This is a genomic window from Collimonas rhizosphaerae (assembly GCF_038896935.1).
GTDB classification, from domain to species: Bacteria; Pseudomonadota; Gammaproteobacteria; order Burkholderiales; family Burkholderiaceae_D; genus Collimonas; species Collimonas rhizosphaerae.
Genome location: NZ_JBANDC010000004.1, coordinates 182761 through 206882, shown reverse-complemented (window position 1 = coordinate 206882; position 24122 = coordinate 182761). Strand labels below are relative to the sequence as shown.

The window sequence follows — 24122 nt, the reverse complement described above, 5'->3', positions numbered from 1 at the left end:
TGGAGACAGTACATGGCCGCCCCGCATGCAATCAAAAAAACCACAAAAGGAGACGTCCCGCAATTCGCCCTGTATGGCGAAAACGCGCCGGCCGAGAATGCCGAATTCGTCCATATCGAGCTGATAGAAACGCGCAGCCGGCTGCATGACTGGCATATCCAGAGCCATACGCATCGCGGCTTGTTCCAGATCCTGTTCCTGTTCGGCGGCCATGTGCGCGCCGAGATCGACGCCGGACTGTGGGAATGCGAGGGGCCGGTGGCGATCACCATCCACCCTTCGGTGGTGCATGGTTTTGATTTCTCCAGGGAAGCGCAGGGTTTTGTCCTGACGGTCGACCAGAACCTGCTGTTTGCCGACAAGCTGGGCCCGCATGCGACATTGTTCTCGGCAATTTTCGTGGAGCCGCTGGCGATCACCCTGACCGCGGCCGACGACAGCCGGCAGCGCATCGAAACCTTGCTGAAGCAGCTGATGACTGAATCCTCCTGGCCGCGCGCCGGCCACACCCTGATGCTGGAATGGCTGGCGCGCAGCGTGCTGCTGCTGCTGGTGCGCCTGCATTCCGACCATCGGTCGGCGGACCGCAGCGGCCGCCAGGATTTCGAACTGTTCAGCCGCTTTCGTGGACTGGTGGAAGAGCACTACAAAGAGCAGTGGCAGGTGAGCCGCTTTGCCGAACGGCTGCGCGTCACGGAAACCCGCTTGAACCGCCTGTGCCTCAGGCTGGCCGGCAAGTCGGCGTTCGACCTGATGCAGCAGCGCCTGATGCTGGAAGCCCGGCGCAAGCTGACTTACCTGCCGTCCGGCGTGGCCAGCATTGCCTATGAGCTCGGGTTCCAGGATCCGGCTTATTTCAGCCGCGCCTTCAAGCGGCATGCCGGCATGACACCCAAGCAATTCCGGCAGCAGGCCACGGCTGAAGCAGCGGATGCCTGCTAGAGTAGCGTTGTAGGCTTGATCTGCCGCTTTACGTTAACAAGGCAGCAAGCATTGCAGTAGCATCGTCAAACCAACAAGGAGATAAACATGGCCAATACAAGAGAAGTCGTCATCGTCGGCGCCGCCCGTACCGCTATCGGGGCATATGGCGGAGCATTGAAAGACCTGGCGCCGGGCGAACTGGGCGCGGTTACCGTCAAGGAAGCATTTGCGCGCGCCGGCGTCGATCCGCTGCAGGCCGGCCAGATCGTCTTCGGCAATGTCATCCACACCGAGGCGCGCGACATGTACGTGTCGCGCGTGGTGGGCCTGAATGCCGGCATGGGCAAGGAATCCACGGCGCTGACGCTGAACCGGCTGTGCGGCTCGGGCTTGCAAGCCATCATCACGGCCGCCAACGCCATCCAGCTGGACGAGACCGATGTCGCCGTCGGCGGCGGCGTTGAAAGCATGAGCCGCTCGCTGCATGCGACGCAAGCCGCGCGCTGGGGCGCGCGCATGGGCGACGTCAAGATGATCGACATGATGATCGGTGCGCTGTCCGACCCTTTCGGCGGCGGCCATATGGGCATCACCGCGGAAAACGTGGCGGAGAAATACGGCATCACGCGTGAAGAACAGGATGCGTTCGCGCTGGAAAGCCAGAAGCGGGCGACGGCAGCCATCGCCGCCGGCTACTTCAAGTCGCAGATCGTGCCGGTCGAAATCAAGACGCGCAAGGGCGTCACGCAATTCGACACCGACGAATATCCGAAGGCCGACGCCACCATGGAATCGCTGGCCAAGCTCAAGCCGGCATTCAAGAAAGAGGGCGGCACGGTCACCGCCGGCAATGCTTCCGGCATCAACGACGGCGCCGCCGCCTGCGTCCTGATGGAGGCGGGCGCTGCCGTCCGCGCCGGCCTGAAGCCGCTGGCGCGCCTGGTTTCCTACGGCGTGGCGGGGGTGGATCCGTCGATCATGGGCACCGGCCCGATTCCGGCGGTCCAGCTTGCCTTGAAACGCGCCGGCCTTGGCCTGCAGGACATGGCGGTGATCGAGTCGAACGAAGCGTTCGCTGCGCAGTCGCTGGGTGTGTGCAAAGGGCTGGGTTTGGATCCGAAGCTGACCAATGTCAATGGCGGCGCTATCGCGCTCGGCCATCCGTTGGGCGCGAGCGGAACGATCATCGCGGTCAAGTGCCTGTATGAGCTGATACGCACCGAGAAACGCTACGGCTTGATCACCATGTGCATCGGCGGCGGCCAAGGCATTGCGCTGGTCATCGAACGTATCTGAACCGGTTTTCCCGGCTGGATAATCGCGGCGGGACTGCCGGCGCTCAGCCTTTCCAGGTGCGCTGCAGTCCTGTGTCGGCGTGGATCCAGCCGCCGTTTTTTCCCGGCCGGTAATAGAAGCCGACGCCGCCCTGGCGGAAGCTGCGTATCAAGCCGCCCAGCACGTCGGCATCCAGCTGCGTGAGGCGGATGTCGGCCGCGCGGCCTTCCAGGTGCAACGATTTGCGCGCTGCCGGCACGCCGGTTTCGATCAGGTGTTTGTTGGTGGCCGCCGTGCGGAATCCCGACAGGATTTCCAGCGGCTGGCTGATGCCATAGCGCGCGATGAAAGCCTGGGTGCCCCACAAGGTCTCAAGCAGCTTGGGATCTATCGGCGCTACCTGCTTGCCCTGGACGTCGCGCAGCAGGTGGCACAGCTGCTGGTAGGCCGATTCCTGGATTTCGCCGTCTTTCCAGTAGAGCAGCTTGGCGCGTTCGCCGCTGGCCGGGCGGGTTACTTCCAGCACCCGCGGCTTGAGCCAGAATTCCATATCGACCAGCTGCGCGTCGAAGATGTCTGGCGGTGGGTCCATCGGCGGCGCGTCGGCCGGAGCGCCAGGGATATCTTTTGCGAAAGCTGCCGGAGCGGCAAAGGGCAGCTGGCTGGAAAAGAGCCCGGAGGCGGTCAGGAACAAGCTCTTTTGCAGGAATTTTCGGCGCGATGGCATGGCGGTCCAAATGTGATGGGATGGGCATTTTAGCGCACCATCCCCGCTTTGAGTAGCCGCCTGGGCTGCGCTCAGCCGCGCTGCGGAATCGTCAGGCCCTTGGCCACCGCCGGCCGCGCCACGAACGCCGCGAGCGCCCGCGTGACATGCGGAAAATCGGCGATGCCCACCAGGTCGCCCGCTTCGTAGAAGCCGATCAGGTTGCGCACCCAGGGGAAGGTAGCGATGTCGGCGATGGTGTACTCATCGCCCATGATCCAGCTGCGCTCGGCCAGGCGCTGGTTGAGTACCGCCAGCAAGCGCTTCGATTCCGCCACGTAGCGGTCGCGCGGGCGCTTGTCTTCGTAATCCTTGCCGGCGAATTTGTTGAAGAATCCGAGCTGGCCGAACATCGGTCCGATGCCGCCCATCTGGAACATCAGCCACTGGATCGTCTCATAGCGGCCAGCGGCGTCTTGCGGCATGAACCGGCCGCTCTTGTCCGCCAGGTAGATCAGGATCGCGCCGGATTCGAACAGCGGCAGCGGCTTGCCGCCCGGGCCGTCGGGATCGAGGATCGCCGGAATCTTGTTGTTCGGATTGAGCGACAGGAATTCCGGCGAGGTCTGGTCGTTGCTCTCGAAGCTGACCAGGTGCGGCTCGTAAGGCAGGCCGGTTTCCTCCAGCATGATCGAAATCTTGACGCCATTGGGAGTCGGCAGGGAATACAGCTGGATCCGCTCAGGATGCCGGGCTGGCCATTTTTTTGTGATATGGAAGGAAGAAAGGTCAGTCATGGAAGTTCCTTGTTTTTTGGTCTGCTTGAAAAATTCGCCGGCGTCGGGCACGGAAAACAGCCAGTCTAAAGCAAGCCGGGCAAAGATGCTTTGAGCGCGGCCGCGGTACGGCTGTTGCATTCAAGTTTGCGGAAAGCGTGACGCCGGCTATTCAAAACCGCGGATGCCGTTGCCGTTAAAGCTCGGCAGTTTCCAATGGAAACACATGGCCAGCAGGCGGAACACGAAACCCGCGCCGATTGCAGCCAGCGGGGCAATCGTCGGGTCGACCTCGAACCAGAGCAGGCCGACATACAGCGCGCCGGTGAACAGCGCCACGGTAGCGTAGATTTCGCGCTGCAATACCAGCGGAATCTGGTTGCACAGCACATCCCGCAGCAGGCCGCCGAAGACGCCGGTGATCATGCCCGCCAGGATCACGATGCCGGGCGACATGCCGTTGGCGCGGGCGATATCGCAACCGATCACGCTGAACGCCACCAGGCCGAGGCCGTCGACCACCAGGAACACATTGCGCAAGTGATGCAGGAAACGCGCCACCAGGGCAGTGACGGCGGCGGCGCCGATGGTAAACAGCAGGTATTCGGGATGGGCGATCCAGCCCAGCGGATAATTGCCCAGCAAGATGTCGCGCATGGTGCCGCCGCCCAGTGCGGTGATGGTGCCGACCACGCAGATGCCGAACAGGTCCATGTCGCGCCGCATGCCCATGATGGCGCCGGACATGGCTTCGGCGACGATCGCCACCAGGTAGATGGTATGTAGCAGCATGGACTCAGTCTCCGGAAGAAAACATTTTCAGGATCTGTGCGCGCTCTTGCGCCGCGCTCAAGGTTCCCGCTTCGGCCGCAAGGTTTTCAGCAGGGCCGGGTTCGCACTTCAGCTTGCTGTGGATGAACGGGTTGTTGTCGGCCAGGCAGCTGCGGTCCAGGTATTCGGAATAGATATAGTCGCCATCGGCCAGGGTTAGTCCAGCCGGCTCCAGCGCTATCCGTTCCTGCCGGTCCTTGACCGCCACCTGCATGTAGCGGCTCCAGACCGGCAGCGCCAATGCGCCGCCGGTCGTGTTGCCGAGCGTTTTCGGCTGATCATATCCCAGCCACACCACCGACACCACGCCCGAGGAATAACCGGCGAACCAGGCGTCGTAGGCATTGTTCGAGGTGCCGGTTTTTCCTGCGGTGTCGCCGCGCGCCAGCACCTTGGCGCCATGGCCGGTGCCGGACTTGACCACGTCTTGCAGCATGCTGTCCATGAGATAGGCGTTGCGCGCGGAAATCACTCTTTTGCCTGCCTGGCGGACGGCATTCCCGTCTTTGCGCGAGGTGTCGGCATAGAACACGTGGCCGGAGCGGTTGCGGATTTCCTTGATCAGCCTGGGAGCCAGGTGATAACCGCCGTTGGCGAACACCGCATAAGACTGGGCCAGCTGCAGCGGCGTCACGGCGCCGGCCCCCAGCGCCAGCGGCAGGGAGGCAGGATTGCGTTCCGGCAGGAAACCGAACTGTGTCGCGAAGCCCTGTACATAGTCGGCGCCGGCAGCTTGCATCAGGCTGACTGCGACCAGGTTCTTGGAGCGCATCAGGCCGCGCCTGACGGTAATGAAGCCCTCATAGTTGTTGCCGTAATTGCGCGGCCGCCAGGCGCGGGCGCCGGTTTCCTGGGGCAGCAGGAGGCGCTGGGTATCGTCCACCATGGTGCCGGGGAAATATCCTTTTTCCAATGCCGCGGAATAGACAAAGGGTTTGAAACTCGACCCCGGCTGGCGGAACGCCTGCAGCGCGTGGTCGAAGGGATTGCGGAAAAAATCGAAACCGCCGGCAAGCGCCAGGATATCGCCGGTCTGCGCGTCGAGCGAGACCAGCGCGCCTTCCATTTCCGGCAGCTGGCTGAGCAGCCAGCGCTGCGAGCCGTCCTGGTAAACCCTGATCACCGCACCCGCGGCGATGCTGCGTTTGCCGTCAGCCGGCAGCTTGGCCCAGCCGCCGGCGATGCGCGGATCAAGCAAGCTTGTTTGCAGCGGCCGGCCGTCGCGCAGCACCGCCGTAATCTGCTTCGGCGCCACGGCGGTAACGATTGCCGCACGCAACTCGCCGCTGTCGGGATACGGCGCCAGCAATGCGCGGGCGCTGTCTTGCCAGCCATGGTTTTCCGCTGCGGGCAGCCGCGCTTCAGGGCCGCGATATCCTCTGCGCGCCTGGGCGTCCAGCAATCCCGTGCGCAGATGCTTGTCGGCGGCCAGTTGCGGCGCCATCTGGATCGTGGTGACGACATCCAGCCCCATGGTGTAAGCACGCTCCTGATAAGCTTGCACCACCATCTGCCTGGCTTCTTCCACGACGTAGGCCGCTTCCCGGATGGAGCTGTTGCGGCTGGCGTTGAGCACCAGTTTCTCTGCCATGGCCTGCTGGAATTCTTCTTGCGTGATATCGCCGAGCGCCAGCATGCGCTGCAGAATATATTGCTGGCGCATCTGCGCTCGCTGCGGATTGGCTACCGGATTGTAGGCGGAGGGCGCCTTGGGCAAGCCGGCCAGCATTGCCGCCTCGGCTGTGCTCAACTGTTCCAGCGGTTTGTCGAAATAGATATTGGATGCGGCGGCAAAACCGTAAGACCGTTCACCCAGGTAGATCTGGTTCATGTACAGCTCCAGCAGCTTGTCCTTGCTGTACTGCTGTTCCAGTTTGTATGCCAGCAGTATTTCCATCAGCTTGCGCTGCACGGTTTTTTCGCGCGTCAAAAAGAAACCGCGCGCCACTTGCATGGTGATCGTGCTGGCGCCCTGTCCATGCTGGCCGCTGACGGCATTGGCCAGCGTGGCGCGCAGCAGGCCGGTGAAATCGACTGCGCCGTGCTGGTAGAAGCGTGCGTCTTCGATGGCCAGCAGCGCCTGGCGCATGCGCAAGGGAATCTGGGCGATAGGCAGGAATTCGCGACGCTCCTCGCCGTATTCCGCCAGCAGCACGCCTTCGCTGGAGTAGATCCGCAATGGCAATGCCGGACTGTATTGCGCCAGGTGATCGACTGCCGGAAGCTGCTGCCACGCCTGGCGCAGCCAATAGCCAAGCGCGAGGCTGGCGGCCAGCGTTAACCCGAGAACCAGGCCCAGCATGAATTTGAGACGGCGGACCAGGCCCGATTTCGGTTGTTCGGCAAGCTGCCTCATGGATGCTCCTGTGACTTGGCGCCGGCGCCGCCGATCACGGATCGTCGGCAGCTGCGGATTGGATGGGAGCGGGGATTGTGCATTCAATATGACATTGGTTTAATAAAATTAAGTATTATTAATGAATGATAAATATTTTTTATTAAGGGAAATAAAGGAAATATCGAATGAACTTGAATCCGAAACACACCGAAGCCTTCCGCGCGGTGATCGAAACCGGCAGCTTCGAGCAGGCGGCGCTGCGGCTGCACCTGACGTCGCCGGCGATATCGCAGCGCGTGCACGCGCTGGAAAGCATACTGGGCAATGCCTTGATCGTGCGTAGCCGTCCCGCGCGCGCCACTCGCACGGGACAGCGGCTGATGCAATACCTGAAGCGCGCGCAATTGCTGGAAGCTGACCTGGCGGCAGAGCTGGCGGTGGAGCAGGATGCGCCGCTGACACTGGTGCTGGCGTTGAATGCCGATTCGATCGGCACATGGTTTTTCCCGGCCTTGTCGGATGTGCTGATACGCGAAAAAGTGCTGCTCGACCTGACCGTGGAAGACCAGGACCACACTTACACCTTGCTGGAGACCGGCCTGGCCATAGGCTGCATCAGCACCGAACCGAAACCGATGCGCGGCTGTACGGCGGAATTATTGGGAGTGATGCGTTACTGGCTGGTGGCGGCCGAGGCGTTTCGCGAGCGATGGTTCGCCGACGGCCTGACGCGCAAGGCGGCGCGCAGCGCGCCGGTGGTGGCCTATACCCATAAAGACACTTTGCAGTCTTCCTTCCTGCTGGACCGGCTGGGCTTGCCGGAGGGAGCTTACCCTTGCCATTACGTGCCCGGCGCCGCATCGCATTTCAATGCGATCCGCTACGGCCTTGGTTACGGCATGGTGCCGGAACTGCTGCTCAAGGCTAGCGCCGGCAAAAATGAAATGGCTCATCTGGCGCCGTCCAGGCCGCTTGAACTGGCTTTGTACTGGCATACCTGGAAGGTGCAGTCGCCGCGCATGGAAAACCTGTCGCGGCAGATCATCGCCGCTGCCAGAAAAGTCCTGAAGTGATCCGTCCGCGCGACTCTTCCGGCGCACCGTGCTATCGACGCACAGCGCATATGGATATGTAAAACCATCAGTTTGTATTGCCGTCCGTCTACTATATTCTCGTCTCCCATTAAAGAACGCAACAGTTCTTTACAAAAGAATACATGGGAAGGAATAGCAATACATGCACAGATTCAAAACCCTGCCGGCGCAAACCGCGCTGGCGCTGCTGATCGCGTATGCAATACCGAATTCTTATCTGACAGCCTTTGCCCAGGCCGCGGATGGCGATGCGGCAGCCGGCGGCACGAAACCGGTGCTGGTCACCGGCTCCCGCATTCCGCGCGCCAGCAAGGAGGGTCCGACCAGCGTCACGGTGATCACCGGCGAGGACATCGAGAAGCAAGGCTACCGCAACGTGTTCGACGCCCTCAGTTCGCAGGCCCAGAATACCGGCATGACGCAGGGCGCCGACTTCGGCAACACCTTCACTCCGGCTGCGAATACCATCAGCCTGCGCGGGCTGGGGCCGAACCATACGCTGATCCTGTTCAACGGCAGGCGCATCGCCGACTATCCGGTGGCCTATGACGGCTCGGTCAACTTCGTCAACCTGGCGAATATCCCGTCGGCGCTGGTGGACCGTATCGAGATATTGAACAGCGGCGCTTCGGCCATCTACGGATCGGATGCGATTGCCGGCGTGGTCAACATCATCACCAAAAAGCAGGTCAGCGGTTTCGATTTCAACATCAAGGCCGGCGGCACCAAGGACGGCGGCGGCGCCAACCAGCGCATCCAGCTGACCGGCGGCGGCGGCAGCGGCAACCTGAGCGGGGTGTTCGGCGTGGAGCTGAGCCGCACCGATCCGATCTGGAGCCGCCAGCGCGATTTCATGTCGTCCACCACGGCCGGGGGCACCGCCCCGACCCGCATCCTGTCGCGGCAGAACGTCGACACGGGAAAATATGTCGATCCGGGCGCGACCTGCAGCCAGCTCGGCAATCTGTTCTACGACAGCGTAGTCAGGGTGCAGTCGAAATCCGGCGCGTATTGCGGCAGCGGCAAGGCTCAGCCCGCCTACTGGACTACCATGACCCAGAACGAGAGCGAAAACCTGTACGGCAGCCTGAGTTACCAGCTGACTCCCAAGACAGAAATATTCAGCGACCTGATGCTGGGCTTTAACTCGACGCAAAATAATACGCGAGGCCCGAGCTGGACTTCGGAAGCGGTCGGCAACAGTTATTTCTTCAATCAGAACAGCGGCGCCAACGAAAGCTGGTCGCGCCGGATTTCGCCGGAAGAAATCGGCGGAGCGACCCGCTTCAACCGTCGCTGGAACGACGTCGCGGGCAACCTGACGGTGGGCATACGCGGCGATATTCCATCGACCAGCAGCTGGAACTATGAAGCGGCCTACAACATCTCCGCCTATACCAGCCGCAAGACCACGCCTTTGCTGCTGAATAATGTCGACAGCTTTTTCCTCGGCCCGCGGCTCGGCTACGACGCTGACGGCGTCGCCATTTATGCGCCGGATCCTGGCAGGCTGTCGCAGCCCTTGACCCCGGAGCAGTTCAATTCGATCACCGGCAAGGCAACCAGCCGCGATAAATCCTGGACCCAGACCTTGAGCCTGAGCGCCAACGGCGAACTGTTCAATTTGCCGGCGGGGCCGGTGCGCCTGGCGGCGGTGACCGAGTTCGGCAGCCAGGGGTTCAGCAACACGCCCGATCCGCAGATCAACCAAGGCGTGTTCTACAACCAGGCAGCTGCGAACGGCGCCAGCGGCTCGCGCAAGCGCTATGCGCTGGGCACGGAGCTGAACATACCGATTATCAAGGAATTGGTCGCCACCGTCGCCGGCCGTTACGACGAATACAATTTTGCCGGCCGCAACGATGGCAAGTTCACCTATAACACCGGGCTTGAATTCCGTCCGGTGAAGACACTGCTGTTCCGCGGGAACTACGCCACCAGCTTCCGCGCGCCGGACATGAATTACATCTATTCGTCCACCACCCGCGGCTACTATTCGTCGACTACCGATTATTACCGCTGCCAGCAGGCCGGACAGCCGTTGGCCGGCTGCGAATTCAATAATTATTCGCCGGGCGCGAACTATGTCCAGACCGGCAGCAAGGACCTGAAATCCGAGAACGGCAAATCGTGGAGTTATGGCGTGGTGTGGTCGCCAAGCTCGAGCTTCGACATATCGGCCGATTTCTGGCGCATCCAGATCGACAACCTGGTCACCAACCTTGACCCCGACATCATCTTGCGCAATGAAGCGAATTGCCGTGCAGGACAGCTGGACATCAACTCGCCGACCTGCGTCGATGCGCTGAGGCGGGTGCAGCGCAACCCGGCCAACGCGATTTTCAATCCTAACGCTATCCAGAATATCCTGGTCAATCCGATCAATGCGGCGCAGGAGCGCACCAGCGGCCTGGATGTGAGCGGCAAATGGCGCATCAAGGCGGGCGGCGCCGGCGATTTCCTGCTGAAGGCGAATTACACCAAGGTGCTCAGCCACCACTACCGGCAGTTTGCCAGCGATCCTGACCAGGACTTGCTGAATTCGCTGACCAATCCGGACTGGGGCTCCAAGGTCAACGCCAGCGTCACCTGGCTGCGCGACAAATGGACCGGCACCGTGCAAGTCACGCGCTACGGCAGCTTGCCCAGCGCCGACCAGACCCGCCGCATCTCGCCGTTCGCGCTGGTCAACCTGAGCGCCAGCTACCAGATCACCCCGCGGGCGTCGGTGGCGCTGATCGTCAACAATGTGCTCAATTCGGTGAAGCAAGACAATACCGCCGGTTGGCCGTATTATCCTACCGGTAACTACAATCCCTATGGCCGCCAGGGATGGCTGGAATTCAATTACCACTTTGGTTCGTGATATAGCGTTCATGGCCGCATAGGAGCGGGTTTGGCCTGCCCCTATGCGGCTTCAACTATCCACATGAGTACAAGATGAAGACCTTATCCGCCTCCGCCGTTGCCGCAATATTCGCCACGCTGACGTGCGCCGCCCCGGCCTTGGCGCTGGCGGCCGCTGAATCCAAGCCCGCCGCTGCGGCAGCTGCCGACGGCATCGGCTGGTACGACGGCGACGTCGATGCCGCTTTTGCTTTCGCCAAAGCGCATAACAAGCCCTTGTTCCTGTATTGGGGCGCAAGCTGGTGCCCGCCATGCAACCAGGTCAAGGCCACGATTTTCAACCGGCAGGGATTCATCGAGCGCTCGCGGTTTTTTGTACCGGTGCATATCGACGGCGATAGCGCCGGCGCCCAGAAACTCGGCGAGCGCTTCAAGGTGCGCGGCTATCCGACCATGATCCTGTTCAAGCCGGACGGCACCGAAATTACCCGTTTGCCGGGCGAAGTCGACGCCGACCGCTACCTGCAGACGCTGACGCTCGGCATCAGCGCCAACCGCCCGGTCAAGCAAACCTTGCAGGCCGCGCTCAGCGGCGGCAAGCTGACGGCGGACGAGTGGCGCCTGCTGGCTTACTACTCTTGGGATACCGACGAACAACAGCTGGTCAGCGGCAAGGAGCTGGTGCCTGCCTTGAACAAGCTGGCGGCGGCATGTCCTCCCGGCGACAGCGCCAACCGGCTGGCCTTGAGCGCGCTGGTGGCGGCTGCGACCAAGCCCGGCGATGCCGCAGCCGGCGTCGACAAGACGGCGGCTGCCGCACGCCTGACCAAAGCGGTGAGCGATGTCCATACCGCGCGCGAGAACATGGATATCCTGACCAACTATCCGGCTGACCTGGTGCGGCTGGCGACCGTGCCGAAATCGCCGTCCCGGGCCAAGCTGATCGCCGCCTGGAACAGCGCTGCGCAGCGCTTGTCCGGCGACGGCACACTGTCCAAGACCGATCGCCTGGGGGCGCTGGCGGCGCAAGTGTCGCTGGCGCGTATCGACACTCCGGAAGGCGCGTTGGCGCCGGCTTTGCTGAAAGACGTGCGGCAACGGGTAGCGCAAGCAGATAGCGCCACTACCGATGCCTATGAACGGCAATCGGTGATCAACGCCGGCGCCCATGCCTTGAGCGATGCCGGTCTGCTGGACGATTCGGACAGCTTGCTCAAGGCCGAGCTGAAGCGTTCGCATGCGCCGTATTACTTCATGCTCAGCCTGGCGTCGAACGCCAAGAAGCGCGGCGACAAGAGCGGCGCCGTCAACTGGTATGAACAGGCTTACCAGGCGGCGCAGGGACCGGCGACGCGCCTGCAATGGGGTGTCGCGTACCTGTCGGGTTTGCTGGAACTGGCGCCGCAAGAAGAAGGGCGCATAGAAAAGGTCGCGCATGGCGTGCTGCAAGAACTGGGCGGCACCCAGAATGCGTTTTACGAGCGTAACCGTTCGGTGCTGGAGCGCCTCGGGCAAAAACTCAATGCCTGGAATGGCGACGGCAAGCACCAGGCGGTGCTGGGACGACTACGCCAGCAGCTCGATACGGTGTGCGCCAAGCTGCCGGCGGCCGATGCGCAGCGCGCGACATGCCAGGGTTTGCTGAATCCGACGCGGGTTTAGATCATCGGCGGCAAATCGGTTACGCTAGCGGGATTGCAGTTTTCCCATCCACCTGACCGGGCTTGCCGACCATGATCATCGTTCACCATCTCAACAATTCCCGTTCGCAGCGCGTGCTGTGGCTGCTCGAAGAGCTGGGGCTGGATTATGAAATCAAGCCTTACCAGCGCGATCCGAAAACCATGCTGGCGCCGCCTTCGCTCAAAGCGGTCCATCCCTTGGGAAAATCGCCGGTGATCACCGACGGCGACAACACGATTGCCGAATCCGGCGCGATCATCGAATACCTGGTGCAGCAGTACGGCGGCGGCCGCCTGGTGCCGGCCGCCGGCGGCAAGGACCGCCTGCGTTACACGTATTGGCTGCATTACGCCGAAGGTTCGGCCATGCCGCCTTTGCTGATGAAGCTGATCTTCGGCCGCCTGGACCGGCCGCCCATGCCAGCCTTGCTGCGGCCGCTGGCGCGTTCCATTGCTAACGGCGTGCAGCGCAACTACATCGATCCGCAACTCAAGACGCACCTGGATTTCCTGGAAGCCGAACTGGGCAAATCGACCTGGTTTGCCGGCGAAGAATTCAGCGCTGCCGACATACAGATGAGCTTCCCGCTGGAAGCGTCGCAGTCGCGCGGCGGCCTGGACGCCAGCCGGCCCAGGTTGTCCGCTTTCCTGCAGCGCATCCATGCGCGGCCGGCTTATCAGCGTGCGATAGAAAAGGGCGGCAAGTACGATTTGCTCAAGTAGTGGCATCGGCTTGGCTTTAGTTTCGCAATCTCGCTCCAATCCCAGTAGAATTGAACTGTAAGGTCCGGATAAATATGTCCGGACCATGACGCCAGCGATCCTGGCGTACAGATATCGCTACGGAGATTCAATGTTCCCGACTGAGCAATTCACCGACCCCCATGCCGCCGTCGCCCGCGTGCATGAAATCTATGAGCATCACACCGCCTTGCTGCGCGAGGCTTTCAAGCGCTTTGCCAGCGGCGAAGTGATGACCGAACGGGTGCGCGCCTGCTATCCGTTTGTACGGGTGACGACCGAATTCAACACCCGCGCCGATACCCGCCATTCCTTCGGTTTCGTGTACGGCCCCGGCGTCTACCAGACTACGCTGACGCGGCCGTCGCTGTACACCAATTACCTGGTCAGCCAGTTCAAGCTGCTGCGCGACAACCACGATGTGCCGCTCGAAATCGGCGTCAGCGACATGCCGATCCCGGTGCATTTCGCCTTCCCGGAAGGCATCCATGTCGAGGGCAATCTCGATCCTGACCACTTGCGGACGTTGCCGGATGTGTTCGACCTGCCGAACCTGGCGACCATGGACGACCGCATCGTCAACGGCACGCTGGAAGAACTGCCGGGCGATCCGCATCCGCTGGCTTTGTTTACCGCGCCGCGCATCGATTATTCCCTGCACCGCCTGAAGCACTATACGGCGACCTCGCCCGACCGTTTCCAGCGCTATGTGCTGTTTACCAACTACGCGTTCTACGTCGACGAATTCATCCGCATGGGACGCGAGCTGATGCAGGCCAGCAGCGATCCCGAGCTGCGCGCCTACCGCCAGCAATACACGGCCTTCGTCGAACCGGGCGACCTGACCACCTGGAACGCCAACCTCGACGACCTGCCTGCCGACCGTGCGCTTACCGGCGTTGCGCCGGCGCGCCAGCCGCAGATGCCGGCCTATCATTTGCAGCGGGCCGACGGCTCCGGCATCACGCTGATCAACATCGGCGTCGGTCCCTCGAACGCCAAGACCATCACCGACCATGTGGCGGTGCTGCGTCCGCACGGCTGGATCATGCTGGGCCATTGCGCCGGCCTGTCGACGTCGCAGCGCATGGGCGACTACGTCCTGGCGCACGCTTATGTGCGTGACGATCACGTGCTGGACGACGACTTGCCCCTGTGGGTGCCGGTGCCGGCGCTGGCCGAGGTGCAGCTGGCCTTGCAGGATGCAGTGGCTACCATCACCCAGCTGGAAGGATATGAACTCAAGCGCATCATGCGTACCGGCACGGTAGCGTCTATCGATGACCGCAACTGGGAGCTGCGCGACCATCGCAAGCCTCTGCTGCGCTTCAATCAAAGCCGGGCGATTGCGCTGGACATGGAAAGCGCGACAGTGGCCGCCAACGGTTTCCGCTTCCGGGTTCCTTACGGCACCTTGCTATGCGTCTCGGACAAGCCCTTGCATGGCGAAATCAAACTGCCCGGCATGGCCAACCGCTTCTATGAACAGCGCGTCAACCAGCATCTGAAGATCGGCATCAAGGCGCTCGAACTGCTGCGCAATCAAGGCGTCGAGCAGCTGCACAGCCGCAAGCTGCGCAGCTTCAGCGAACCTGCGTTCCGCTGATCGCGGTGCCTACCGTCATCAAGCACAGGAGGACCAGGATAGTGACGCTGGCTGCAGGCGAGTCAATCGCCGACCATTGCAGCCCCGGCGATATTGCCCTGGTGCAGGACGCCGCCGACTGGTGGACGCATTTCGTCGGCGAGGACGGCGCAGTCGACAGTTACGATCAGCCGTTCCCTAGCTATAACAAGGCGCTCTGGACAGCCAAGGCCGCCGCCGAATTTTCCGGGGAGTAGGCGTCAGGCGGCCGGTTTGCCGCGGTACCTGTACATCGCGCCCAGCAAGGCGGCGCCGGCCAGCAGCGCCAGCGCCGCCGTGGCCAGCGACGAGCTGAAGTTGCCGCTGCCTTGCACCAGGCGCGTCGCCAGCGGCGGCCCGATGATTTGTCCCACGCCATAGGTTGCGGTCAGCAATCCCATCAGGCTGCGTGCGTGATCGCCGCGCAGGCGGCGGGCGTCGCGCATCGCAAATAAGGTGATCGCGGTGAACGGCAAGCCGAGCAAGATGCTGCCCAGCGCAAAACCGGCCACGCTCGGAGAGACCAGGCCGATCAGGATGCCGCATGCTTGCAGCAGGTAACAAGCGGCGAGCAGCAAACGATTGTCCCAGTGCGTCGGCAGCCGGGTCGCCAGCAAGGCGCCGATGGAGACGCAGATGCCGAACAGCGGCCAGAACAGATCCGGCCAGTTCGAGCCCGGCAGCGCCTGGCGTGCGATCACCGGCAGGAAGGTGGCGGTGATGATGTAGCCGAAGCCGGCCAGGGCATAAGCGAGGATCAGGCCGCGCGTCTGGCGCACCACCTGGGCCGGCTCCAGCCCATGCGCTGCCGGCGACGGCGCGCCCGCTGTAGCCGTCGATCCCGAGAAGGTGGACCATACCAGCGCGGTCAATATCAAGGCCAGCAATCCATACAGCAGCCAGCCGTGTTCAGCGCGCCAGTGCAGGTTCACCATGGCGCTGGTCGCCAGCCCGGTGATCAGGATGCCGAGGCCGGGACCGCAATAAATGACGCCGCCCAAAGCCGGCGCCCGCAATTGCGCCAGGCGTTGCAAACACCAGCCGGATGCGAACACGAACACACAGGCGCTGGCAATGCCCGCCAGCGTGCGCAGCAGCAGCCATAGCATGGGCGACTGCAGCAATCCCATTGCCAATGTCAGCAGCACCGTGCTGGCGAGCCCGATCTTGATGCCGCGGGTAGCGTCGACCCGCAGTACCATGCACAGCAGGGCGCCGATCAGGTAGCCGATATAGTTGGCGGTGGCCAGCCAGCCGCCGGCGGCCAGGTCGATCACACCGTCGTGCAGCATCATCGGCAGCAGCGGCGTGAAGGCGAAGCGGCCGATGCCCATCGCTGCCGCCAGGGCCAGCAATCCGGCCAGCGCTATGCGCCAGGCCGCTCGTCCCTGGTCTGTCTGGGTTGCTGTGGCTTGCAGGTCTTTACTCAAGTGATTTCTTTCCGCGGTTAGCGATCGCCTGCCGCTTGCAGTTCAGCGGCCAGTGTAGCCACCAATTGCGCTGCCGGCATGGGGCGCGTCATCGCTACTCCCTGGCCAGCCCATAGCGACATGAATTCCGGACGGCCTTGTTTGGCTGCAGCCTGGCGGATTTCGCCGCTCAGTGCATTCTGGACCGGGTAAACCGGCAACGTACTTTCATGCGGCCGCATCTGTTCCATGAACGTATTGACGATGCCGCGCGCGTACCTGCCGGAGAAACTGCGGGTCATGCGCGTGCTGTCGTCTTTGGCGTTCGCCAGCTGTTCGCGCCAGGCCGGCGCGATGCCGGATTCCGGACTCGCCAGGAAGGCCGTGCCAAGCTGCGCCGCTTGCGCGCCCAGCAGCAGGGCCGCAGCGATGCCTTTGCCGTCCATGATGCCGCCGGCTGCGATCACGGGTGTTTTGATTGCAGCAGCGACTTGCGGAATCAAGGTCATCAGGCCGATGCAGGATTGCTCGACATCGCCCAGGAAAGTCGCGCGGTGGCCGCCGGCTTCGCCGCCCTGGACACAGACGAAATCGGCGCCAGCCTGTTCCCACGCTTGTGCTTCGGCGACGCTGGTGGCGGTGCCGATGACTTTGCAGCCCTTGCGCTGGAACTGCGCCACTGTTGATGCATCGAGTATGCCGAAGGTAAAGCTGACCACCGGCGGCGCCGCTTCCAGCAGCGCCGCCAGCTGGTCTTGGAAGTTTTCGCTGAATTTTTGCGGCGTTGCCGCCGGACCAAGGCCGAGCGCGGTGCGGAACGGCAGCAGCAGGGCTTGCGCCGCTTCGATTTCGGCATGGCTTGGCTGGACCGGTTCGAGGATGAACAAATTGACGTTGAACGGCTGTTGAGTCAGCGTACGGATTTTTTTCATGGCTTCAATGATCGCCGCCGGCGACAGCAGGGCGGCCGCGAACGAACCCAGGCCGCCGGCATTGCTGACGGCCGTCGCCAGTTCAATCGGCGAACCGCCGTTCATCGGCCCTTGCACGATCGGGTAACGGATGCCGAGCGCAGCCGCGAATGCTTCCGGATTTCTCTTGGTGGCAGTCATGTCGATATTCCTGGTAACTGATAAAGGTGGCATTGCTTACAGCCGGTATGGCGCATGCTACCTTGACAGGATCATTCTGAAAAATGAATAATAAAAATATTACCCATCTTAAAATGAGATGAATTATGGATTTGCTATCTCTTGAAATTTTTCGCACCGTAGTGCGGGAAGGCGGCATCACGCGCGCGGCCGAGCAATTGCACCGGGTGCAGTCGAATGTGACGACACGCATACGCCAGCTGGAAACTTCATTGGGCGTGCCTCTGTTTTCACGCAATAACAAACGCCTGGTGCTGACGCCGGCCGGCGAGACCTTGCTCGGTTATGCCGAGCGCTTGCTGAACCTGGCCGGCGAAGCGCGCGAGGCGGTCCAGCCCGCGGTGCCGCAAGGACGCTTGCGCATCGGCTCGATGGAAAGCACCGCCGCCAGCCGTTTGCCGCTGCCGCTGGCGCGTTTCCACCAGGAATGGCCGGCAGTGCAACTGGAGCTCAGCACCGGCGCCACCCAGCAGCTGATAGACCGGGTCCGTGCATTTACCCTGGACGCCGCCCTGGTCGCAGGCCCGCTGGATGACCCCTTGTTCGAGATGCTGCCCCTGTACGCAGAAGAACTGGTCGTGCTGGCCGCCCGCAACCATCCGCCGATCGCCAGCCCCGACGATGTGCAAAGCCGCACCCTGGTCGCCTTCGAACACGGCTGCGCCTACCGCCGCCACGCCGAAAACTGGCTAGCCTCCGGCAGCATCCCCGGCCGCCGCCCGGACCGCATCCTGGAACTAGGCTCCTACCACGCCATGCTAGCCTGCGTCGCCGCCGGCGCCGGCATCGCCCTGGCCCCCCGGTCCGTCCTGGAATTGCACAACAACACCCAAAGCCTGGCCACCTACCCAATCGGCCCCGCAGGCCAAGTCACCACCTACCTGATCCGCCGCCACGACTACACCTCCCCAGCCTTCGACGCCCTAAGCCAGATCCTGCAAACCGAAGCCATCGCCAACAATTAGGGTCAGAGTCAAATTGTTTAAGGCAAATCAAATAGGGTCAGAGTCGAATTATTCGATAAAATGCGGACATCATCAGATAACCCTTTTCTGCCATGGCTCGCCTGCCCCGACTCGTCATTCCCAACCAGCCGCATCACCTGATCCAGCGTGGCGTTGATCGCCAGGCAATCTTCCGCGAGACGGAAGATTATGTGAATTTCCTTGCCCGCCTGCGCGAAGCGGCCAAGCAATACAAGGTGGCTATCCACGCTTACGTGCTGATGACCAATCATGTGCATTTGCTGGCAACGCCTTCCGATGCGGAGGGTTTGGCCAGGATGATGCAGTGGGTAGGGCGCTTCTATGTGCCTTATTTCAATCAAAAATACGGACGTGTCGGGACTTTGTGGCAAGGACGCTACAGGGCTACGGTGATCGATTCGGAGCCTTATTTCATGTTGTGCAGCTGCTACATCGACCAGAATCCGGTGCGCGCAGGCATCGTCGCAACGGCTGGCGAGTATCCGTGGTCGAGCTATCTACACCATGTCGGCGTCAAGGCGGATCCCCTGGTGGTGGACCATGCCCTGTACTGGGCACTAGGCAACACACCCTTCGATCGCGAAGCTGCTTATAAGCAAATGGCAGAGCAAGCACTCACATCCGACCAGGCGCGCCAACTGGCTGATGCTACCAACAAGGGTTGGCCGCTGGGTACGGAAAAATTCAAATCAAGCCTGGAAAAACAGGGCACTCTCAGGGTGCGCCCGGCCAAGCGCGGGCGTCCCTTCAAGACTCTGGCCGACGTCGCTGATCCGCAGGCCGGGCGCAAATAAAAAATGACCTGCAGGGCAACAAAACCATCAAATGCACCATATTGACTCTGTCCCTATTTAATTTTGGTGCAAAATTTAACCTGAATAATTTGACTCTGACCCTAATTGTTTTGATTGAAGTCTGGATCTGTCTGCACTATTCTTAATATCCTTACTCTCAAAGTGGTGGAGCAACGTTATGCATGCGCAAGGTTTATACGATCCGGCTAATGAACATGATGCCTGTGGCGTCGGGTTTATTGCTCACATCAAGGGCAACAAGAGTCACTCGATCATTGAGCAGGGTCTGCTGATCCTGAAGAATCTTGATCATCGGGGCGCGGTCGGGGCGGATAAGCTGATGGGTGATGGCGCCGGGATCCTGATCCAGGTGCCGGACCAGTTCTACCGTGAAGAGATGGCGAAGCTGGGCGTGATCTTGCCGCCGCCGGGCGAATTCGGTGTCGGCATGGTGTTTTTGCCAAAAGAGAATGCTTCGCGCATCGCCTGCGAGCAGGAAATCGAACGCGCGGTGCTGGCTGAAGGCCAGGTCGTGCTGGGCTGGCGCGATGTGCCGGTGGATATCGAGATGCCGATGTCGCCTACGGTGCGCGACAAGGAACCGGTGATCCGCCAGATTTTCATCGGCCGCGGCCCGGACATCATGGTGACCGATGCACTCGAGCGCAAGTTGTATGTGATCCGTAAATCTTCCGGCCACGCGATCCAGGCGCTGAACCTGTTGCACGGCAAGGAATTCTTCGTGCCGTCGATGTCGGCGCGTACCGTGGTCTACAAAGGCTTGCTGCTGGCGGACCAGGTCGGCGTCTATTACAAGGACCTGCAGGATCCGCGCTGCCTGTCGGCGCTGGCGCTGGTCCACCAGCGTTTCTCCACCAATACTTTCCCAGAATGGCCGCTGGCCCACCCGTATCGCCTGCTGGCGCACAACGGCGAAATCAACACCGTCAAGGGCAACTTCAACTGGATGCGCGCCCGCGAAGGCGTGATGAAGTCCCATGTGCTGGGCGACGACCTGAAGAAACTGTTCCCGCTGATCTATGAAGGCCAGTCCGACACAGCCTGTTTCGACAATGCGCTGGAACTGCTGCTGATGTCCGGTTATCCGATCGCGCAAGCGATGATGATGATGATCCCGGAAGCGTGGGAAAACCACGCCACCATGGACGACAACCGCCGCGCTTTCTACGAATACCATGCAGCGATGATGGAGCCATGGGACGGTCCGGCGGCGATGGCGTTTACCGACGGCCGCCATATCGGCGGCACCCTGGACCGTAACGGCCTGCGTCCGGCGCGCTATATCGTCACCGACGACGACTTCGTGGTGATGGCGTCCGAATCCGGCGTATTGCCGATCCCGGAATCCAAGATCATCCAGAAGTGGCGCCTGCAGCCAGGCAAGATGTTCCTGATCGACCTCGACGCCGGCCGCATCATCGACGACAAGGAATTGAAAGACACCTTCGCCAACGCCAAGCCGTACAAGCAATGGATTGAATCGGTGCGGGTCAAGCTGGACGAGCTGAAATCGGAGCCGTCCGAATCCGGTTCGACCATCCCGCTGCTGGACCGCCAGCAGCTGTTCGGCTACACCCAGGAAGACATCAAGTTCCTGATGTCGCCGATGGCGGCCGCCGCTGAAGAAGCGATCGGCTCCATGGGCAACGACTCGCCGCTGGCGGTCATGTCCAACAAGAACAAGACGTTGTACCACTACTTCAAGCAGTTGTTCGCGCAAGTCACCAACCCGCCTATCGATCCGATCCGCGAAGCCATGGTGATGTCGCTGGTGTCCTTCATCGGGCCGAAGCCGAACATGCTGGACACCAACAACATCAACCCGCCGATGCGGCTCGAAGTCACGCAGCCGATCCTGAACTACGACGACATCGCCAAGCTGCGCAATATCGGCGCCCACACCGGCGGCAAGTTCAAGTCGCATGAGCTCAACATCTGCTATCCGGTAGCCTGGGGCAAGGAAGGCATCGAAGCGCGCCTGGCGTCGCTGTGCGCCAAGGCGGTAGATGCAGTCAAGTCCGGCCACAACATCCTGATCGTGTCGGACCGCAAGGTCGATGCCGAGCAGGTAGCGATTCCAGCCTTGCTCGCCACCTCGGCAATCCACCAGCATCTGGTGAGCAAGGGCCTGCGCACGTCGACCGGTCTGGTAGTCGAGACCGGTTCCGCGCGCGAGACGCATCACTTCGCATTGCTGGCAGGTTATGGCGCCGAAGCCATCCATCCCTACCTGGCGATGGATACGTTGACGGAACTTGCGCACGGCTTGCCGGGCGCGCTGTCGCCGGAAAAGGCGATCTACAACTTCCAGAAAGCAATCGGCAAGGGCTTGCTGAAGGTCATGTCGAAGATGGGCATTTCGACCTACATGTCGTATTGCGGCGCGCAGATTTTCGAAGCGATCGGCCTCAACAAGAGCATGACCCAGAAGTACTTCAAAGGTACGTCGTCGAATGTCGAAGGCATAGGTGTATTTGAAGTGGCGGAAGAAGCCTTGCGCCTGCATCGCGCCGCGTTCAGCGACGATCCGGTGCTGGCCAACGCGCTCGACGCCGGCGGCGAATATGCATTCCGTATCCGCGGCGAAGAGCACATGTGGACGCCGGACGCGATCGCCAAGCTGCAGCACTCGACCCGCGCCAACAACTTCAACAGCTATAAAGAATACGCACAGCTGATCAACGACCAGTCCAAGCGCCACATGACCTTGCGCGGCCTGTTTGAATTCAAGATCGATCCAAGCAAGGCGATCCCATTGGATGAAGTCGAGCCGGCCAAGGAAATCGTCAAGCGTTTCGCTACCGGCGCGATGTCGCTCGGTTCGATCTCGACGGAAGCGCACGCCACGCTGGCAGTGGCGATGAACCGCATCGGCGGCAAGTCCAACACTGGTGAAGGCGGCGAGGACGAGAACCGCTATCGCCAGGAATTGAAGGGCATCCCGATCAAGCAGGGCGAAACGCTGGCGTCGGTGATCGGCAAGGACCGTATCGAAGTCGATATTCCGTTGCAGGCCGGCGATTCGCTGCGTTCGCGCATCAAGCAGGTGGCGTCCGGGCGTTTCGGCGTCACCGCGGAATACCTGATTTCGGCTGACCAGATCCAGATCAAGATGGCGCAAGGCGCCAAGCCGGGCGAGGGTGGCCAGCTGCCAGGCCACAAGGTATCCGAATACATCGCCAAGCTGCGTTTCTCGGTGCCGGGCGTCGGGCTGATTTCACCGCCGCCGCACCATGACATCTATTCGATCGAAGACCTGGCGCAGCTGATCCACGATCTGAAGAACGTCAATCCGCGCGCTTCGATTTCAGTCAAGCTGGTGTCGGAAGTCGGCGTCGGCACCGTGGCGGCGGGTGTCGCCAAGGCCAAGTCGGACCACGTGGTGATCGCCGGCCACGATGGCGGCACTGGCGCCTCGCCTTTGTCGTCGATCAAGCATGCCGGCTCGCCTTGGGAATTGGGCCTGGCGGAAACCCAGCAAACGCTGGTGCTGAACGGCTTGCGCAACCGTATCCGGGTCCAGGCCGACGGCCAGATGAAGACCGGCCGCGACGTCGTGATCGGCGCCTTGCTGGGCGCCGATGAATTCGGTTTCGCCACTGCGCCGCTGGTGGTCGAAGGCTGCATCATGATGCGCAAATGCCACCTGAACACCTGCCCGGTCGGCGTTGCCACGCAAGATCCGGTGCTACGCGCCAAGTTCTCCGGCAAGCCTGAGCATGTGGTCAACTTCTTTTTCTTCATCGCCGAAGAAGTGCGCCAGATCATGGCGTCGCTGGGCATCCGCAGTTTCAACGAACTGATCGGCCGCGCCGACCTGCTCGACAAGTCGCGGGCGATCACGCACTGGAAAGCACAAGGCCTGGATTTCAGCCGCATTTTCTACCAGCCGGCATTGCCTGAAGGCGGCGTGTATTACCACACCGAAGAACAGGACCACGGCCTCGACCGGGCGCTGGACCACAAGCTGATTGGACAAGCCAAGGCGGCGCTGGACAAGGGCGAGCGCGTCTCGTTCATCTCGCCGATCAAGAACCTGAACCGCACCGTCGGCGCCATGCTGTCTGGCGAAGTGGCAAAAAAATACGGTCACGAGGGCCTGCCCGACGACACCATCCACATCCAGCTGCAGGGCACCGCAGGCCAGTCGGCAGGCGCGTTCCTGGCGCATGGCGTGACGCTGGACCTGGTTGGCGAGGGCAATGACTATGTCGGCAAGGGCTTGTCGGGCGGCCGCATCATCGTGCGTCCGAACACCGAGTTCCGCGGCCGCGCGGTCGACAACATCATCGCCGGCAACACCGTGCTGTACGGCGCCATCGCTGGTGAAGCTTTCCTCAACGGCGTCGCCGGCGAACGTTTCGCGGTGCGTAACTCCGGCGCGATTGCCGTGGTTGAAGGCACCGGCGACCATGGCTGCGAATACATGACCGGCGGTACGGTTGTGGTGCTGGGCGATACTGGCCGCAACTTCGGCGCCGGCATGTCTGGCGGCCTGGCTTATGTCTACGATCCGGACGGCACGTTTGCCGCGCAATGCAATATGGCGATGGTGACGCTGGAGCCGGTGCTGAGCCAGGGCGAGCAGGAAGCCACGATCGATAAGGCGATCTGGCACAGCATGGCGCGCGGCGGCGAAGTGCAGGCTGACGAGGCGATCCTGAAAGGCTTGATCGAACGCCACTTCAAGTACACCGGCAGCACCCGCGCTCGCAACCTGCTGGACAACTGGGTTGCGTCGCGCAGCAAATTCGTCAAGGTGTTCCCGACCGAGTACAAGCGGGCGCTGGGCGAATTGAATGCGGTGCGCAGCACCGCGCCTGCTAAAGAAAAAGTCGCTGCGTAATCGACAGATTGCGTAACCGTCAGCCAAGTAACGATAAGGATCGCCGCCGGTCTGGAGCACAAGACCGCGGTGGATCC

17 protein-coding genes are annotated in these 24122 nt (G+C 61.7%); 11 read left to right on the top strand and 6 right to left on the bottom strand.

Going from position 1 to position 24122, the window contains the following annotated elements:
* Nucleotides 1-12 precede the first annotated feature (12 nt).
* Together V8G57_RS07340 and V8G57_RS07335 are read left to right on the top strand one after the other, a co-directional pair.
* Nucleotides 13-942, top strand: coding sequence for a helix-turn-helix domain-containing protein (locus V8G57_RS07340; protein WP_342828820.1), 930 nt, complete (start codon nt 13-15; stop codon nt 940-942).
* 87 nt (nt 943-1029) lie between these two features.
* Nucleotides 1030-2220: an acetyl-CoA C-acyltransferase family protein gene (locus V8G57_RS07335; protein ID WP_342828819.1), complete on the top strand. Its 1191-nt coding sequence runs from the start codon at nt 1030-1032 to the stop codon at nt 2218-2220.
* Between the two features lie 43 nt (nt 2221-2263).
* Here the strand turns inward: V8G57_RS07335 and V8G57_RS07330 are convergent, their stop codons facing one another.
* From V8G57_RS07330 to V8G57_RS07315, 4 genes are all read right to left on the bottom strand, one after another.
* On the bottom strand, nt 2264-2926 hold the full coding sequence (locus tag V8G57_RS07330) for a YcbK family protein (RefSeq protein WP_342828818.1): 663 nt from the start codon (nt 2924-2926) through the stop codon (nt 2264-2266).
* A 71-nt stretch (nt 2927-2997) separates the two neighbouring features.
* Nucleotides 2998-3702, bottom strand: a complete 705-nt coding sequence (locus tag V8G57_RS07325) for a glutathione S-transferase N-terminal domain-containing protein (protein WP_342828817.1) — start codon at nt 3700-3702, stop codon at nt 2998-3000.
* Between the two features lie 147 nt (nt 3703-3849).
* Nucleotides 3850-4473 carry a trimeric intracellular cation channel family protein gene (locus V8G57_RS07320; RefSeq protein WP_342828816.1) on the bottom strand — a complete coding sequence of 208 codons (624 nt, stop codon included), beginning with the start codon at nt 4471-4473 and terminating at the stop codon, nt 3850-3852.
* Between the two features lie 4 nt (nt 4474-4477).
* The gene (locus V8G57_RS07315) at nt 4478-6868 is read right to left on the bottom strand and encodes a penicillin-binding protein 1A (protein ID WP_342828815.1); all 2391 of its coding nucleotides are present in this window, start codon (nt 6866-6868) and stop codon (nt 4478-4480) included.
* Nucleotides 6869-7035: 167 nt separating this feature from the next.
* Between V8G57_RS07315 and V8G57_RS07310 the strand changes: the two genes are divergently transcribed.
* From V8G57_RS07310 to V8G57_RS07285, 6 genes are all read left to right on the top strand, one after another.
* Nucleotides 7036-7923, top strand: a complete 888-nt coding sequence (locus V8G57_RS07310; protein ID WP_342828814.1) for an HTH-type transcriptional regulator ArgP — start codon at nt 7036-7038, stop codon at nt 7921-7923.
* A gap of 163 nt (nt 7924-8086) precedes the next feature.
* The gene (locus tag V8G57_RS07305; protein ID WP_342828812.1) at nt 8087-10810 is read left to right on the top strand and encodes a TonB-dependent receptor domain-containing protein; all 2724 of its coding nucleotides are present in this window, start codon (nt 8087-8089) and stop codon (nt 10808-10810) included.
* Nucleotides 10811-10884: 74 nt separating this feature from the next.
* Nucleotides 10885-12453, top strand: coding sequence for a thioredoxin family protein (locus V8G57_RS07300; RefSeq protein WP_342828811.1), 1569 nt, complete (start codon nt 10885-10887; stop codon nt 12451-12453).
* 71 nt (nt 12454-12524) lie between these two features.
* Nucleotides 12525-13196, top strand: coding sequence for a glutathione S-transferase (locus V8G57_RS07295; RefSeq protein WP_342828810.1), 672 nt, complete (start codon nt 12525-12527; stop codon nt 13194-13196).
* Nucleotides 13197-13326: 130 nt separating this feature from the next.
* The gene (locus V8G57_RS07290; RefSeq protein WP_342828809.1) at nt 13327-14820 is read left to right on the top strand and encodes an AMP nucleosidase; all 1494 of its coding nucleotides are present in this window, start codon (nt 13327-13329) and stop codon (nt 14818-14820) included.
* Nucleotides 14821-14861: 41 nt separating this feature from the next.
* Nucleotides 14862-15056 carry a hypothetical protein gene (locus V8G57_RS07285; RefSeq protein ID WP_342828808.1) on the top strand — a complete coding sequence of 65 codons (195 nt, stop codon included), beginning with the start codon at nt 14862-14864 and terminating at the stop codon, nt 15054-15056.
* Between the two features lie 3 nt (nt 15057-15059).
* Here the strand turns inward: V8G57_RS07285 and V8G57_RS07280 are convergent, their stop codons facing one another.
* Both V8G57_RS07280 and V8G57_RS07275 read right to left on the bottom strand, forming a co-directional pair.
* Complete coding sequence (locus V8G57_RS07280) at nt 15060-16268, bottom strand: YbfB/YjiJ family MFS transporter (RefSeq protein WP_342828807.1); 1209 nt, start codon at nt 16266-16268, stop codon at nt 15060-15062.
* Nucleotides 16269-16285: 17 nt separating this feature from the next.
* Nucleotides 16286-17359: an NAD(P)H-dependent flavin oxidoreductase gene (locus tag V8G57_RS07275; protein ID WP_342828806.1), complete on the bottom strand. Its 1074-nt coding sequence runs from the start codon at nt 17357-17359 to the stop codon at nt 16286-16288.
* Between the two features lie 125 nt (nt 17360-17484).
* On the opposite strand from V8G57_RS07275, the gene V8G57_RS07270 reads away from it, so the two are divergent.
* The 3 genes from V8G57_RS07270 (at nt 17485) to V8G57_RS07260 (ending at nt 24045) form a co-directional block, all read left to right on the top strand.
* The gene (locus V8G57_RS07270; RefSeq protein ID WP_092394600.1) at nt 17485-18363 is read left to right on the top strand and encodes a LysR substrate-binding domain-containing protein; all 879 of its coding nucleotides are present in this window, start codon (nt 17485-17487) and stop codon (nt 18361-18363) included.
* 92 nt (nt 18364-18455) lie between these two features.
* Complete coding sequence (locus V8G57_RS07265) at nt 18456-19178, top strand: transposase (protein WP_092394603.1); 723 nt, start codon at nt 18456-18458, stop codon at nt 19176-19178.
* Between the two features lie 178 nt (nt 19179-19356).
* Nucleotides 19357-24045, top strand: coding sequence for a glutamate synthase-related protein (locus tag V8G57_RS07260; protein ID WP_342828804.1), 4689 nt, complete (start codon nt 19357-19359; stop codon nt 24043-24045).
* Nucleotides 24046-24122: the final 77 nt, after the last annotated feature.